Below are 15,353 nucleotides of genomic sequence, written 5' to 3'. Positions count from 1 at the left end.
GTACATCCGCCTTGCCATCGCCGTGGCGAGCTTGCCAGCAGCGCCGGCAACCCCTCGCCGCGCCGTGTCAGGCATTCTAGCAGCCCGTGCAGCGCCTATGACAAAGCCGGGCTCACCCGCATCGGTGCCGAACGCCCTTAACTGCCAGGCCTGCCCTTGTTTTGTTTGCGCGCATAGACGACGCATGCGTCGACGGCGCTGACACACAGCCCATCGCGGCGGTTTGGAAGGTTGTTGTCGCCCGCATAGGCGACCTCAGCCACACGGCCATCGACGATGCGAACCTGTGTGTTGCAGTAACCTCCCGGAGCGACATTCAACGACCCGCCGACGGAAGGGATAGGGCCCACCGCGAAGGTAGGAAGCACGACATTGACATTGCCCCGCTGCACCGCGCGCTCGTAGCTCCAGATTTGCCCCGATGCTCCTTCGTCGGCGGTGGCGGTGGGGAATCCCGCACACATTCGCAGATCCGCTTCGCTGAGACCGACCATTTCCTTTTTGGCGGCTGCCGTCGTGGGATCCTCTTTCGCAAGCGTGGAGGTGTCGTCGGGAACGACGCAGGACCAGAGCGCGACCGTGCCGGTGAGAAGAAACAGGATAGCCGGTGGTCGAATCCCGCGAGACGCCAAAACCGCTCTCCGATCTGCTGGATTGTTCGCCCGCCCTTCACCGAGGTAAGAGGCCGTCCCGATATTTCAACCCGCGATCGGGCTGCCGGTTCGATCGCGAGACGGCGGATCAGGCTGGTTGGTCTGGTGTGGACGGTGAGAGTGAAGCTGGCTGGGGAACCTGGATTCGAACCAGGACTAACGGAGTCAGAGTCCGTGGGTCTACCGTTAACCTATTCCCCAGCAGGCGAGGTCATAAACCGCGCGGGCCGAGCGGGCGAACCGCTGTGAGCGCTGCCTTGTAGCCGCCAGCAGAAAATAGTCAAGCCTGCCGTTGTTTCAATTGTGATGTTTCGGCGCGGCTTTTCAATTGCCTGTCCGCCCGAACTGCGAGCGCTCGAAGTACAGCACGATGCCCAGGCCCAGAAACAGCGGGACGATGAGATAAAACAGCCGGAATACCAGCAGGGCCGCCAGCACGCCCACCGGATCCATGTCCGAAAGCCCGGCCAGGAACACCACTTCGAACACGCCCAGCCCGCCCGGCGCGTGTGAGATCTGCGCGATCGCGAAGGAGACGAGGAACACGCCGAGTACGACGAAATAGCCGGGGTTGTGGGGCTCGGGCAGGGCAAAGAAGATGATCGCGGCCGCCGCCAGGAGCTCAATCGGGCCGATCAGCAATTGCCGCGCCACGATCGGCAGCGCCGGATAGTGAATCTGAAAGCTGCCGATCTTGAGCGGCCGCAGATGCAGCCAGCTGCCGAAGATGTAGGCGGCGACGACGGCAAGCATGACGATGCCCGCCGCCCGCGAGAGGTCGTGATGAGCAATGCCCGAGAAGCGATCGATGATCTGCGGTTCGAATACCAGCACGAGGCCGGAGGCAAGTACGGTCGACAGCACGAAGGTGATCCAGCAGATCGCCACCAGCACGCCGACATCCTGACCGCTCAATCCCCTCGTGCCATAGGCGCGATAACGGATAACGGCGCCCGAAAACACCGAGCCGCCGATATTGTGCGACAGCGCGTAGGTGGTGAAGGAGCACAGCGTGACGAACAGCCACGACACGCGTTTGCCGATATGCAGGAGCGCGATGTGGTCGTAGCCGGCGAGCGAGGCGTAGGCGACAACCGAGCTCAGCCCCGCGAGGACCCAGCCGCGCGCCGGGATCGCCGCAATACCGTCCCAGACATCGTCGAGCGAAATGCCGCGCAATTCATGCCAGAGCAGCAGGAGCGAGAAAATCACCGCCCCGATGCCGACGACCGGCCAGAAATAGCGTCTCCAGTTCATTGCCTGATTGCCATGCGTTGCGGGTCCGTTTCCTTCGCTGTCATTGCGGGAAAGCGGTCGGCGATTCCGATCGCTTTGCCCTCTCATTTCAGAAATGCCTCATCGAAGCCGGCTATTCAACCGCCGGGCCTTGCCGCTATGGCAAGCCGCAATCGTTATCGTCGTTGAGAGGCGGAAAATCGGCAACCGAGCGGGAATATCGGCCCGGCCATGCGACCGTCCCCGCATGCATTTGTGCTGAAACTCGCTGTTTGCCCCCACTTTGCGTAAGACGTGGCAGCAGGCGGTTTGCGGACAGCCGGCAAAATTCGTGCCACGCGGCACTTGGTGATCCGGGCCGGCGCTGTTAGTCTGGCGGCAACTTGAAACAAAGAAGCGCCTGCTGCGTCCGTTCGCCGGTTCGCGCGGCGCCGGAAGGAACGACAGTGGAAGACCGCGACACCGGCGCCGGCGCGCCGGAGGTGGGCGCGTCCAGCGCTTCCCCGGGGCCGGCAGGCCCGGGGACCGCCAAATGGCAGCAACGCCGCCCGACGGAGCCACGCTCCGCCGACGGGCAGGCGAGCGACGCGAACCATCATCAAAAGGGCAAGCCCAAGAAAAGGCGCAAACGCCGGCGCGGGCGCAAGGTTTTTGCGCGCGACGGTGTTCGTCCCGCGGTGAACGGAGCGCCGGCGCCCGGCCCTGGCGCGGCGCCTGGACCCGCAGGCATAGCCTCACAGCCCATCGTGGTGGCGCGGCCCGAACCGGGGGCTCGTCGGCCGTCGATGCCGGAATTGCCGGTATTCGCCGCGCTCGATCTCGGCACCAACAATTGCCGGCTGCTGGTCGCAGTGCCGGCGCGTCATGGCCAGTTTCGCGTCATCGACGCCTTTTCGCGCATCGTGCGCCTGGGCGAGGGGCTCACGGCCAATGGCCGGCTCGGCCAACCGGCGATGGACCGCGCGGTCGAGGCCCTGAAAGTCTGCGGCGAGAAACTGCGCAACCGCAAGATCAGGAAGGCGCGGCTGATCGCCACCGAGGCCTGCCGCTCGGCGGCGAACGGCGTCGAGTTCCTGGAGCGCGTCGAGCGCGAGGCCGGCCTGAAGCTCGAAATCATCGACCGGCAGACCGAAGCGCGGCTCGCGGTATCAGGCTGCGGTTCGCTGGTCGAGCGCGACACGCAGGGCGTCGTGCTGTTCGACATCGGCGGCGGCTCTTCCGAGATTGCGCTGATCGATCTCACCGGCCGCCGCTCGCCGCGGCTTGCCAACCACATCGTGTCGTGGACGTCGCTGCCGGTCGGCGTCGTCTCGCTGGCCGAGCGTTTCGGCGGCCGCACGGTCACGCGCGAAATTTTTGGCGCCATGGTCGACGACGTCGCCGCCCGGCTCGCCGCCTTCGACGGGCGTGACAGGCTAAGCCACCTCAAGGCCAGCCCGAACTTTCATCTGCTGGGCACTTCCGGAACGGTGACGACGCTGGCCGGCGTCCATCTCGATCTCGAGCGCTACGACCGCCGCCGCGTCGACGGCCTGTGGATGGACAGGGACAGCGTCGACCGCATGGTGGAAAAACTTGTCGGCTGGGATTTCCAGCAGCGCGTCGCCAACCCCTGCATCGGCGCCGACCGCGCCGACCTGGTGCTGGCCGGCTGCGCCATTCTGGAAGCGATCCGGGCCGTGTGGCCGTCGGAGCGGCTGCGCGTCGCCGACCGTGGGCTGCGCGAGGGCATATTGAGCGAGCTGATGGCCGATGACGGCGTCTGGCGCAACGATGGACGCGGCAGGACATGATCCCGCTCAAAAAAGAAATCAACCAATGACCAAGAAACCGGAAAAGCCGGGCTCGGCCGGCATTCGCGTGCTGAAGACGCGGATCAAGAAGAAAAGCGGGTTGAAGGAATCGTCGCGCCGCTGGCTGCAGCGCCACATCAACGACCCTTACGTCCAACGCTCCAAGGCCGACGGCTACCGCTCGCGCGCGGCCTACAAGCTTATCGAGATCGACGACAAGCACCATCTGCTGAAACCCGGCATGAAGGTGATCGACCTTGGTGCGGCCCCCGGCGGCTGGTGCCAGGTCGCGGCCGCGCGGACCAGATCGACCGCGGAAAATCCCCATGTCGTAGGCATCGACTATCTCGAGATGGATGCGGTGCCCGGCGCCCCGGTGCTGTTGATGGACTTCCTCGATCCCGAGGCGCCGCGGAAGCTGGCCGAGGCGCTGGGCGGCGATCCCGATGTCGTGCTGTCCGACATGGCGGCGCCCACCACCGGCCACAAGCGGACCGACCACATCCGCACCATGCATCTGTGCGAGGTCGCGGCCGACTTCGCGCTGTCGGTGCTGAAGCCGGGCGGACATTTCCTGGCCAAGACGTTCCAGGGCGGCGCCGAAAACGAGCTGCTCTCGATGCTGAAGAAGAATTTCCGCTCGGTGCACCACGTCAAGCCCCCGGCCTCGCGCGACGAGTCGGTTGAGCTTTATTTGTTGGCCAAGGATTTTAAAGGAAGAGAGGCGGCCCGCGAGTAGCGCCTTACCTTCTCCCCTTGTGGGAGAAGGTGGCCTCGCGAAGCGAGGTCGGATGAGGGGTGCTCTAGGGAACGCCAACGCCTCACTCCGCTGGAACACCCCTCAACCGTCTCGGCGCTGCGCGCCGATCCACCTTCTCCCACAAGAGGAGAAGGGAAAAGATCACTCCCCCGGCGACCTCACCGGTTCCAGCGGCTTGGGCATGGTCAGGCGGCCGTGGCCGGAGACGGCGTTGCCGGCATCGGGCGTCAGCCGCATGAACGACAGCGACGCGGCGGCGGAAATTGCGGCGACGATGAAGAAGGCGGTGTGGAAATCGGCCAGTGTCAGCGATCTGCCATGGATGCTCGTCGATATTTCCAGGATGCCGCCGGCAACCGCCACGCCCAGCGCGATCGACAGTTGCTGGAAGACGGCGGCGATCGGCGTTGCCTTGCTCGTGTCCTCGGCTGAAACCTCGGCGTAAGCGAGGGCGTTGATGCCGGTAAAGAACATCGAGCGGATGAAGCCACCGACCAAAAGCATGGCCAGCATCAAGAGATAGGGCGTGTGGGGCGTGAACAGCCCGTTGACGGCGATCGACGCGGCAGCCACTAGCGAGCCAACGATCAGCACGCGACGAAAGCCGACGACGCGGAAGATCAGCGCTGTGACGAATTTCATGCCGATGGCGCCGATCGCGGAGACGAAGGTGATCATGCCGGACTGGAACGGGGTCAGCCCGAAACCGATCTGGAACATCAGCGGCAGCAGGAACGGCACGGCGCCGATGCCGATGCGGAACAGTCCGCCGCCAAGCACGGAGGAGCGGAATACCTGGTTGCGGAACAGTTCGAGCGCCAGCAGGGGGTTTCTGGCACGGCGCGCATGCATGAGGTAGAGAGCGCCCGACACCAGCCCGACGCCCACGGTGATGAAACCGGTCGCCGGCGGCAGATAGGGCAAGCTGATCACCGACAGGCCGAACACGACGCCGGACGCCGCCAGCCCGCTCAGCACGAAGCCGATGAAATCGAGCGGCGGCGTCTCCATCGATTCGGTTTCCGGCAGGAAGCGGGTGGCCAGCCCGATGCCGATCAGGCCGATCGGCACATTGATCAGGAAGATCCAGTGCCAGGTGAAGTAGGTGGTGATGAAGCCGCCGATCGGCGGTCCGACCAGCGGGCCCACCAGCGCCGGCACGGTCAGCCAGGACATCGCCGCTACAAGCTCACTCTTGGGCGTGGCGCGCACCAGCACCAGGCGCCCGACCGGCGTCATCATAGCGCCGCCTATGCCTTGCAGGAAACGCGACACCACGAAGGCCGGCAGCGATCCTGAAACGGCGCAGGCGACCGAACCGACGATGAACACCGCGATCGCGGCGCGGAAAACGTTCTTGGCGCCGAAGCGATCCGCCATCCAGCCGCTGATCGGAATGAAGATCGCCAGCGACACAAGATAGGAGGTCAACGCCAGCTTGAGCGCGATCGGGCTGGTGTGGATGTCGAGGGCGATCGCCGGCAGCGATGTCGCGATGACGGTCGAATCCATGTTTTCCATGAAAAGAGCGACCGCCAATATGAGCGGAATGGTTCGGTTCAAGGGAACGCGTCCGGGCTTGATTCCAGATGTTGCCGACCGGGAGTTTGCCGGCAGGCAGGGCGGTTATCACGGCTGGACACCAATGTCGTGTTAAATTGCTGTCACTTTTATGCGACCGCAACCTCCGGTGGCGGCTGCGGCTCGCCTTGATCTGTTGTGCAATGCAACGATCGGCTTTTCTTCCGTCCCGGGACGTGGTACCAGCCACCGCCAATCCTGAAAGGGAAGAAGAGAGTCGCGCTGTCCATCCTGGTCCAGCGCTTTTTCCGCATTCAAAGGGCTGGCCATGGCAAAAATCATCGAAACGTCCACCGGCGCGCTGGCGCTGACCTTTGACGACGTGCTTTTGCAGCCCGGCCATTCCGAAGTCATGCCCGGCCAGACCGACATCCGCACCCGGATTGCCGGCGACATCGACCTCAACGTGCCGATCCTGTCGGCGGCCATGGACACCGTCACGGAGGCAAGGCTTGCCATCGCCATGGCGCAGGCCGGCGGCATCGGCGTCATTCACCGCAATTTCTCGCCGGCCGAGCAGGCCGAGCAGGTGCGGCAGGTGAAGAAATTCGAATCCGGCATGGTGGTCAACCCGGTCACCATAGGTCCCGACGCGACGCTGGCCGACGCGTTGTCACTGATGCGCACCTACTCGATCTCGGGCATTCCGGTGGTCGAGAATGGCGGCTCCGGCGGGCACAAGAGCGGGCGGCTGGTCGGCATCCTGACCAATCGCGACGTGCGCTTCGCCTCCGATCCGGCGCAGAAGGTCTATGAATTGATGACCCGTGAGAACCTGATCACGGTCAAGGAGAATGTCGATCAGGACGAGGCCAAGCGGCTTCTGCATCAGCACCGCATCGAAAAGCTCGTCGTCGTCGACAAGCAGGGCAATTGCGTCGGCCTGATCACCGTCAAGGACATCGAGAAATCGCAGCTCAACCCGCACGCCACCAAGGACGCACAGGGACGTCTGCGCGCGGCCGCCGCCACCAGCGTCGGCGACGACGGTTTCGAGCGCGCCGAGCGCCTGATAGAGGCAGGCGTCGACCTTCTGGTCATCGACACCGCGCATGGTCACTCGCAGCGCGTCCTTGACGCTGTCACGCGGGCGAAAAAACTGTCCAACTCGGTGCGCATCCTGGCCGGCAATGTCGCCACCGCCGAGGGCACCCAGGCGCTGATCGATGCCGGCGCCGATGCCGTCAAGGTCGGCATCGGCCCCGGCTCCATCTGCACCACCCGCATCGTCGCCGGCGTCGGCGTGCCGCAGCTTTCGGCCATCATGTCGGCGGTGGAGACCGCGCACAAATCGGGCGCCTCGGTGATCGCCGATGGCGGCATCAAATATTCCGGCGATCTGGCCAAGGCGCTTGCCGCCGGCGCCAGTGCCGCCATGATCGGCTCGCTGCTTGCCGGCACCGATGAAAGCCCGGGGGAGGTCTATCTGCACCAGGGCCGCTCCTTCAAGGCCTATCGCGGCATGGGTTCGGTCGGCGCCATGGCGCGCGGCTCGGCCGACCGATACTTCCAGGCGGAGGTTCGCGACACGCTGAAACTGGTGCCGGAAGGCATCGAGGGGCAGGTTCCCTACAAAGGACCTGTGTCTGGCGTGCTGCACCAGCTTGCAGGCGGCCTGAAAGCCGCTATGGGTTATGTCGGTGGCCGCGACCTTGCCGATTTCCGCGAACGCGCCACCTTTGTGCGCATATCCAACGCCGGACTTCGTGAAAGCCACGCCCATGACGTCACGATCACCCGCGAAAGCCCCAACTATCCCGGCGGAGCCTGATCGGCCCGACCAGGACACGTTCTGGCGCAATCTGGCCGCGACCATCCTGCGGCTATCGCGCCACGCTGCCGCCCTTTGCACCGCATCGGTGGCGGTTTTCATCGCCATGACGCTCATGGAATTCTTCTATTTCCGCCAGTTGAGCGGCGGTTTGCCGTCGCTCGACATGCGCGTTTTCGGCTTCACGCCGGACGAAGGCATGGCCTGGCTGACGGCGCTCGGCCGGCGCGGCGGCGAGATCATCCTGGTCTGGCACTATTTGACCTTCGATCTTCTGTTCCCCGCGCTGTTGTCGGTGACGCTGGTCAGCCTGATCCTGGCAACGGGAAGGCGGTTGAGGAATTTCCGCGTGCTTCCGGGCCAGATACAATCGATCTTCGCACTGATACTGGTGCTGCCCTACACGATCGCCAACTACGCCCAGAACATCGCCGTGGCCCGCCTTCTGTCGGATTTCCTGTCGGCCAATCCCGATTCCCTGGCTCTCGTCTCGGCGCTGATCGTCACCAAATTCGCGCTGCTCGCAATTCCGGTGATCGTCATCGCCGTCTTCTGGCTGGCGGGTCAGAAACAGAATTGATCTGACTCGGCACCGGGCGGGGAGGGTTCATGAACCAGACATCGATTTTCTGGCCTGTTCTCGCGCACGTGTTGCTGGTCTACATCGTCTATGGCGTCATGGCCCGGCGCAGATATGTCGCCATTCAATCGGGCGAAGCCCAAGTCAGCCAGTACAAGGCGCGCTCGACCGAGCCGGCCTCCTGCGTGACAGTTGCCAGTAACCTCAGCAACCAGTTCGAACTGCCGGTGCTTTTCTATGTGCTGTGCCTGATGTTGCACCTGACCAACGGCGTCAACTATCTGACCTTGGCCCTGATGTGGATCTTTGTCGCGACCCGCTATTTTCATGCCTGGGTTCACCTGACCAGCAACAATCTGCTCCTGCGCAGCCGGTCTTTCTCCCTGGGGGCAGTGATTCTTTTGCTGGGCTGGATCTGGTTCGCGCTGCACCTGCTCCGGGTGGTTTGAGCAGTACTCCCCTTTGTTGGGGCGCTCCGCCTACAAATCGAACACCGCTATTTTGCGCTTGTCGAACTTGATGCCGATCTCGCCGCGCACCAGCTTCAGCGCCGCCTCGCCGAACACGGCGCGACGCCAGCCCTGCAGCGCCGGCACGTCGGCGGCTTCGCCTTCGGCGGCGATGCGGTCGATGTCGTCGCTGGAAGCCAGGACCTTCGATGCGACGCCTTGCTTTTCGGCCACTATCCTGAGCAGCACCTTCAACAGCTCCGCGGCGGCGCTCGATCCTTCGGGCGGCTGAAAACTCTTCGGCAGCTTCGGCAATTGCTCCTTGGGCAGGGCTAGTGCGGTGTTGACCGCGCCGAGCAGCGCCGCCGCGGTCGAGGAGCGCTCCCAGCCCTTCGGTGTCGTGCGCAACTTGGCCAGCGCGGCCGCGTCGCGCGGCGCCTGCTGCGCCACCTCATAGATCGCATCGTCCTTGAGCACCCGGCCGCGGGGTACGTCGCGTTCGCGTGCCTCGCGCTCGCGCCATGCCGCCACGGCCTGCACGATCGCCAGCTCCTGCGGCTTGCGCAGCCGCATCTTCAGCCGCTTCCAGGCATCCTCGGGGTGCGGATCGTAGGTTTCGCGCGAGGTCAGGACGTCCATCTCCTCGTTCAGCCAGTGGGCGCGGTTCTCTCGCTCCAGTTCGGCGCTGAGATGCTGGTAGACCTCGATAAGATGGGTGACGTCGGCCAGCGCATAGTCGAGCTGCTTTTCGGATAGCGGCCGGTGGCGCCAGTCGGTGAAGCGCGAGGACTTGTCGAGCCGCGCGCCGGTCACGCGCTGCACGAGCTGATCGTAGGAAACGCTGTCGCCGAATCCGCAGACCATCGCCGCAACCTGGGTATCGAACACCGGATGGGGAACGAGATCGCCCAGATGGACGATGATTTCGATGTCCTGCCGCGCGGCATGGAAGACTTTGACCACAGCTTCGTTGGCCATCAGCCTGAAAAACGGCTTCAGGTCGATGTCTGGCGACAGCGGATCGATCAGCGCCGTTATTCCGGGCGCTGCCATCTGGATCAGGCACAGGATCGGCCAGAAGGTCGTTTCCCGGATGAATTCGGTGTCGACGGTGACGAAATCCGATTTTTCGAAAGCGGCGAGAACGGTCTCGAGTTCTTTTTGGGTGGTGATGACGTGCATCAAATCGCTTTTGGCAGGAGTAGGGTCTTCCTAGATTTCAGCCGGAAAGGCTTTCGTCAAGCTTTGGCGCTGCGTCACGGTCCGTCCGTCCCGTCCGGATCGCCGTTTCTTCTCGCCAGCCGGGCGAAAACCGTCGAGGTGCGCAAAAGCGCGGTGAAGCGGCTGCGCTTGCCAGCCGGCACGCCCGACCGCGCCCGCATCCGATAGAGGATGACCGCGATGAGGATCGCATAGACCAGGGCGCTGAACACGAACAACGCGCTCGGGCCAAAATACTGCATCGCCGTCGATGCGGCGAAAGGGCCGCCAATGGCGCCGAAGGAATAGAACAGCATCAAGGCGGCGTTGATCAGAACGAACTCGCCCGCTCCGGCGCGGTCGTTGGAGTGCGCCGCCGACAGCGAGTAGAGCGGCATGGCGAAACAGCCGAAGATGAAGATGATGATGAAATTCAGAAACGGGTCGGCTCCCGCCACGAACGCCAGCGCCAGCGCCGCTAGCATGGCGCAGCAGGTCGTCGCCAGCAGCACCGAGCGCCGGTCCCAGCGATCGGAGAGATAGCCCAACGGGTATTGGATGAGGGCGCCGCCGAATATGCCGACGCTGACGAAGGTGACGACATCGGCGACAGACATGCCGATCTGCTCGGCATAGACCGGCGACAGCGTGCGGAACGCGCTGTTGGTGACGCCGACGGCGATGCAGCCGAAACAGCCGAGCGGCGAGATCCGCCAGACGCGCGCCAGGTCGAGCTTGACGTCTTCCGGCGGCGTCGGATTGGAGCGGTCGCCCAGCGACACCGGCACCAGCGACAGCGTGATCATCATCGACATGATGGCGAAGATGGCGAAGCCGCCCGCGCCGAAGATCGGGATGAGGAATTGCGCGCCGGTGACCGAGCCGATGTCGACCATGCGGTAGATGGCAAGCACGCGGGCGCGATCCTTGTTGCTGACCCCGGAGTTGAGCCAGGCCTCCATCACAGTGAACAGGCCGGCGAAGCAGAAACCGCCGGCAAAGCGCACCGCGCACCACATCACCGGGTCGATGACCAGAACCAGGAGCAATGTGCCGGCCGAGGCGGCCGCGGCCAGCGCCGAGAAGGTTCTGACATGACCGACCGCCTTCAGGATGCGGGTGACGGCCAGACAGCCGAGCAGGAAGCCGGCGAAATAGAACGTGCCCATCAGGCCGATGGCGGAAGCCGAAAAACCTTCCTGCGCGCCGCGCAGTGCGATCAACGTGCTTTGCAGCCCATTGCCGCCGAGCAGGATGCCTGCGGCGATGAGGAGCGGGATCAGCGGACGGATGGAGGACATTAGGCGATCACATGTCTGTGATCCCTTCTTGAACCATCGCTTCCGTCAATGCCAGCGGCAATTCCCCGCGCCAACAGGATGTGTCCGCCTTTCCGTTCAAGGAAGTCGGCGCCTGCGTCCTCGACGTCCCACGGCGAACCGCCCGGCTGCTCCCGACGCGATGGCTATTCCCGCGAGGACCGCGATGAGCCCGATAATCAGGTTTGCATTGATTTGCTCCCCGAGAAAGACGGCGCCAAAGATCGATGCCGTCACGGGATTCACGGCAACCGAAACGGCAACCAGCGTTGGCGCCGCACGTTCAAGCGCGAACGCCCGGAGGAAGAAAATCAGGGCACCGCAAATTACGGCCAGGTATCCGCTGGCAACCCATTGAGACGCGTCAAGCGTGGCAAGTCGCGGCAAGCCTCCAGTCAAAGTCGACAGCGCCAACAGGCAGGCCGTACCGACGGCCATGCCAGACGCGGCGAATGATGTCGGCGAGCAGCGCGTGAGAAAAGGTCGCGACCAGACATTGTAGAGCGCCATGCAGAATGCCGCCGCGATCATCAGGAGGTCTCCGCGCCATGCGCCTTGGGGAGCTGTCGTCAGGCTGCTGCCAAGCGCGACAGCCACTCCGGCCATCGCGACCAGGACGCCGACGATCTTGCGCGTCGTCGGCGGTTCGATCCCCAGAACCGCGCCTGCCAGCATGGTGAGCACAGGCAGCGTCGAAAGCGCCAGAGCTCCTCGCGCCGCCGTCGTGTAGACAAGGGCTCCGTTGAAGAGCACGGGGAATAGGCCGAAGAACAGCAGGCCCAATGCGGCGGCGCCCGGCCAATCGCTTTTCGCAGGCCACTTGTCCCGCCGCAGAAGCGCTACGGCGGCGAGCACCAGAAAACCACCCCCGAACCGGATCGCGCCGATGGTGAGCGGATCCAGCGAACGCGCGAGATAGCGCGTTGCACCGACGGCGGTGCCGCCAAAGGCGCTGGAGAGAATCGCCGCGAGCACGCCTCCAGTTTCCATCGCTCCCCCCTGCCAGTTCGGAGCCCAGCGGTATCGGGCAAACCGGGTAAAAGGAATCGAATAAATGCAATGAGCTTGATAAGCTTGCGCTATGAGCAGTCGGAGTCTCGATCCGGAATTGTTGCGGGCTTTCGTCGTCGTTGCCGAGCGGCTCTCTTTCACGCGAGCGGCCGAGCAGCTCAATCGAACGCAAGCCACCGTCAGCTTGCAGGTGAAGCGCCTTGAAGAGCGCCTCGACATTTCGCTGTTCCATCGCTCGACGGCCCATGTCGAGCTTACGGCCGCCGGCGAGGGGTTTCTGATCGACGCGCGCCGCATTCTTGCACTCAATGAGCAGGCGATTGCCCGTGTCTCCAACCAACGGGTGGCGGGACGCATCCGGATCGGCGTCATGGAGGACTACGGCACCAAGATCCTGCCACGCCTCCTCGCCGATATCGCCGTGCGATTTCCGCTCATGCAGGTCGAAATGGAGATCGGCCTCACCGCGCGGCTGCTGAAACGGCTCGGCTCATCATTTGACGCGGTGATCGCCATGCATCCGGAAGGTGCGGCCGAGGGCGATCTGATATGCCGCGAAAGGGCGATATGGGCGGCGGCGAGGACCCACTCTGTCGAGGAACTCGACCCGCTGCCCGTCGCGTTGTCCGACCCTGATTGCTTGTTTCGCGCGTGGGCGGTTGAGGCGCTCGACAGAGCGGGCCGGCCGTGGCGACTGGCCTATGTCAGCCCGAGCCTTGCCGCGACGGAGGCGATCGTCGAGCAGGGCCTTGCGGTTACCGTGGTCAAGGGCAGCATGCTCGCGCCCGGCCTGCGCGATGTCCATCCTGGCCCTTATGTGCCGCCGCTGCCCGGGGCGGAGATCCGCCTTCATCAGGCCGCAACATCCTCCGCAAGCACCGCATTGGTCGTCGATCACCTCGCGCGTCGCCTGCGGCTGTCGAGCCTTGGTTCATAGGGCGACCTGCGCGCCGGCGAACGCTCCGAAAGAACCCGTTAACCCGGGTTCGTTGCCCTGGTCCTCCGCCCACTCGCCTTGACAAACCGGGCCTCCCATGCGCTTTTCGCGCAAATTTTTCAGGCCGGGCCGCGATGCTTCGGCCGGCAACCCAACATCCCGGACTTTTGCCCATGACAATGCACCGTTACCGCAGCCATACCTGTGCCCAGTTGAGGAAGAGCGATGTTGGCTCGACCGTTCGCCTGTCGGGCTGGGTGCATCGCGTGCGCGACCACGGCGGCCTGCTGTTCATCGACCTGCGCGACCACTATGGCCTGACCCAGATCGTCGCCGATCCCGATTCGCCGGCCTTCAAGATCGCCGAGACGGTGCGCGGCGAATGGGTGATCCGGGTCGACGGCGAGGTTAAGGCGCGCTTGCCTGAAACCACCAATGCCAACCTGCCGACCGGCGAGATCGAGATTTTCGCGCGCGAGATCGAAGTGCTTTCGGCGGCCAAGGAATTGCCGCTGCCGGTGTTCGGCGAGCCGGACTATCCGGAGGACATCAGGTTGAAATACCGTTTCCTCGACCTGCGCCGCGAGACGCTGCACAGGAACATCGTGGCGCGCACGAAGATCATCGCCGAGATGCGCAAGCGCATGGGCGAGGTTGGCTTCACCGAATTCTCGACGCCGATCCTCACCGCATCGTCGCCCGAAGGCGCGCGCGACTTCCTGGTGCCGTCACGCATTCACCCCGGCACCTTCTATGCGCTGCCGCAGGCGCCGCAGCAGTACAAGCAGCTGATCATGGTCTCGGGTTTCGACCGTTATTTCCAGATCGCCCCCTGCTTCCGCGACGAGGATCCGCGCGCCGACCGCCTGCCCGGCGAATTCTACCAGCTCGACCTCGAAATGAGCTTTGTCGAGCAGGATGACGTGCTTTCCACCATGGCGCCGGTGATGACATCGGTCTTCGAGGCCTTTGCCAACGGCAAGCCCGTCACGAAGGACTGGCCGCGCATTCCCTATGATGTTGCGATGCGCAAATACGGTACCGACAAGCCGGATCTGCGCAACCCGATCGAGATGCAGGCGATCTCCGACCATTTTCGTGATTCCGGCTTCAAGGTCTTCGCCAACATCCTGGCCAACGATCCCAAGGCCGAGGTCTGGGCCATTCCGGCCAGGACCGGGGGCAGCCGTGCCTTCTGCGATCGCATGAACAACTGGGCGCAAGGCGAGGGGCAGCCCGGATTGGGCTACATCTTCTGGCGCAAGGAAGGCGAGAAACTCGAAGGCGCGGGTCCGCTTGCCAAGAACATCGGCGAGGAGCGCACCGAGGCGATCCGCCTTCAACTGGGCCTTGCCGATGGCGACGCCGCCTTCTTCGTCGCCGGCGACCCCAAGAAATTCGTCTCCTTCGCGGGCGCTGCGCGCACGCGCGCCGGCGAGGAACTGAACCTTGTCGACCGCGACCGTTTCGAGCTGTGCTGGATCGTCGACTTTCCATTCTTCGAATGGAACGAGGACGAGAAGAAGATCGATTTCGCCCACAATCCGTTTTCGATGCCGCAGGGCGGCATTGACGCCCTCAACAACCAGGAGCCGCTCGGCATCAAGGCGTTCCAGTACGACGCCGTGTGCAACGGCTTCGAGATCGCCTCGGGCGGTATCCGCAACCATTTGCCCGAAACCATGGTCAAGGCTTTCGAGATGGTCGGTCTTGATCGCCAGACCGTCGAGGAACGCTTTGGCGGCCTCTACCGTGCCTTCCAGTATGGCGCGCCGCCGCACGGCGGAGCGGCATTCGGCATCGACCGGGTCGTGATGCTGCTGGTGGGCGCCAAGAACCTGCGCGAAATCACCATGTTCCCGATGAACCAGCAGGCTTACGACCTGTTGATGAATGCGCCATCGGAAGCCACGCCGCAGCAGCTTCGCGACTTGTCGCTGCGTGTCGCGTCGATCAAGAAAGAGGCATGATGGCGCTTCGGACGGCGCTTTAAAGAACCCTCCGAAGCGATTCGTTCGATTTGAGAATCCCAGACAAAAGCCCGGCATCGCTGCCGGGCTTTT

Annotated in this window: 13 protein-coding genes and 1 tRNA gene; 7 read left to right on the top strand and 7 right to left on the bottom strand. The window is 63.9% G+C overall.

The features are described 5' to 3' along the window. Window positions 1-137: 137 nt before the first annotated feature. From LB533_RS09370 to LB533_RS09360, 3 genes are all read right to left on the bottom strand, one after another. Window positions 138-632 carry a hypothetical protein gene (locus LB533_RS09370; protein ID WP_224556783.1) on the bottom strand — a complete coding sequence of 165 codons (495 nt, stop codon included), beginning with the start codon at window positions 630-632 and terminating at the stop codon, window positions 138-140. A gap of 148 nt (window positions 633-780) precedes the next feature. Next, window positions 781-854, bottom strand: a tRNA-Gln gene (locus LB533_RS09365). A gap of 123 nt (window positions 855-977) precedes the next feature. After that, window positions 978-1,910: a lysylphosphatidylglycerol synthase domain-containing protein gene (locus tag LB533_RS09360; RefSeq protein ID WP_140637769.1), complete on the bottom strand. Its 933-nt coding sequence runs from the start codon at window positions 1,908-1,910 to the stop codon at window positions 978-980. 425 nt (window positions 1,911-2,335) lie between these two features. Between LB533_RS09360 and LB533_RS09355 the strand changes: the two genes are divergently transcribed. Both LB533_RS09355 and LB533_RS09350 read left to right on the top strand, forming a co-directional pair. Beyond that, window positions 2,336-3,682, top strand: a complete 1,347-nt coding sequence (locus LB533_RS09355) for a Ppx/GppA phosphatase family protein (RefSeq protein ID WP_140637770.1) — start codon at window positions 2,336-2,338, stop codon at window positions 3,680-3,682. 25 nt (window positions 3,683-3,707) lie between these two features. Next, entirely contained in the window at window positions 3,708-4,421 is a 714-nt protein-coding gene (locus LB533_RS09350; RefSeq protein WP_140637771.1) for an RlmE family RNA methyltransferase, read from the top strand. Window positions 4,422-4,583: 162 nt separating this feature from the next. On the opposite strand, the gene LB533_RS09345 is transcribed toward LB533_RS09350, so the two are convergent. Then, window positions 4,584-6,005, bottom strand: a complete 1,422-nt coding sequence (locus LB533_RS09345) for an MFS transporter (protein ID WP_140637772.1) — start codon at window positions 6,003-6,005, stop codon at window positions 4,584-4,586. Between the two features lie 286 nt (window positions 6,006-6,291). Between LB533_RS09345 and guaB the strand changes: the two genes are divergently transcribed. From guaB to LB533_RS09330, 3 genes are read left to right on the top strand one after another with little or no spacing between them, the layout of a single operon-like run. Beyond that, on the top strand, window positions 6,292-7,794 hold the full coding sequence (guaB, locus tag LB533_RS09340) for an IMP dehydrogenase (RefSeq protein WP_140494114.1): 1,503 nt from the start codon (window positions 6,292-6,294) through the stop codon (window positions 7,792-7,794). Further along, window positions 7,745-8,374, top strand: coding sequence for a hypothetical protein (locus tag LB533_RS09335; protein ID WP_140637773.1), 630 nt, complete (start codon window positions 7,745-7,747; stop codon window positions 8,372-8,374). Before guaB ends, LB533_RS09335 begins: the two co-directional genes overlap by 50 nt. 29 nt (window positions 8,375-8,403) lie before the next feature. After that, window positions 8,404-8,823 carry an MAPEG family protein gene (locus LB533_RS09330; RefSeq protein ID WP_140637774.1) on the top strand — a complete coding sequence of 140 codons (420 nt, stop codon included), beginning with the start codon at window positions 8,404-8,406 and terminating at the stop codon, window positions 8,821-8,823. Between the two features lie 30 nt (window positions 8,824-8,853). Here LB533_RS09330 and rnd read toward each other — a convergent pair whose 3' ends face one another. The 3 genes from rnd to LB533_RS09315 form a co-directional block, all read right to left on the bottom strand. Continuing rightward, a complete protein-coding gene (gene rnd, locus LB533_RS09325) occupies window positions 8,854-10,005 on the bottom strand; it encodes a ribonuclease D (RefSeq protein ID WP_224677062.1) in 1,152 nt (383 codons plus the stop codon). A gap of 74 nt (window positions 10,006-10,079) precedes the next feature. Beyond that, on the bottom strand, window positions 10,080-11,324 hold the full coding sequence (locus tag LB533_RS09320) for an MFS transporter (protein ID WP_224677061.1): 1,245 nt from the start codon (window positions 11,322-11,324) through the stop codon (window positions 10,080-10,082). A gap of 96 nt (window positions 11,325-11,420) precedes the next feature. Further along, window positions 11,421-12,317 carry a DMT family transporter gene (locus LB533_RS09315; protein ID WP_318012494.1) on the bottom strand — a complete coding sequence of 299 codons (897 nt, stop codon included), beginning with the start codon at window positions 12,315-12,317 and terminating at the stop codon, window positions 11,421-11,423. A 136-nt stretch (window positions 12,318-12,453) separates the two neighbouring features. Here LB533_RS09315 and LB533_RS09310 point away from each other — a divergent pair, with 136 nt between their 5' ends. Further along, the gene (locus tag LB533_RS09310; RefSeq protein WP_318012493.1) at window positions 12,454-13,290 is read left to right on the top strand and encodes a LysR family transcriptional regulator; all 837 of its coding nucleotides are present in this window, start codon (window positions 12,454-12,456) and stop codon (window positions 13,288-13,290) included. Window positions 13,291-13,469: 179 nt separating this feature from the next. Continuing rightward, a complete protein-coding gene (gene aspS / locus LB533_RS09305; protein ID WP_224677153.1) occupies window positions 13,470-15,260 on the top strand; it encodes an aspartate--tRNA ligase in 1,791 nt (596 codons plus the stop codon). Window positions 15,261-15,353 lie beyond the last annotated feature (93 nt).

Source organism: Mesorhizobium sp. BR1-1-13 (assembly GCF_020165515.1).
In the GTDB taxonomy this organism is placed as follows: Bacteria; Pseudomonadota; Alphaproteobacteria; order Rhizobiales; family Rhizobiaceae; genus Mesorhizobium.
Note: the sequence above shows the minus strand (reverse complement) of the source record. Positions and strands in the feature narration are given on the sequence as shown.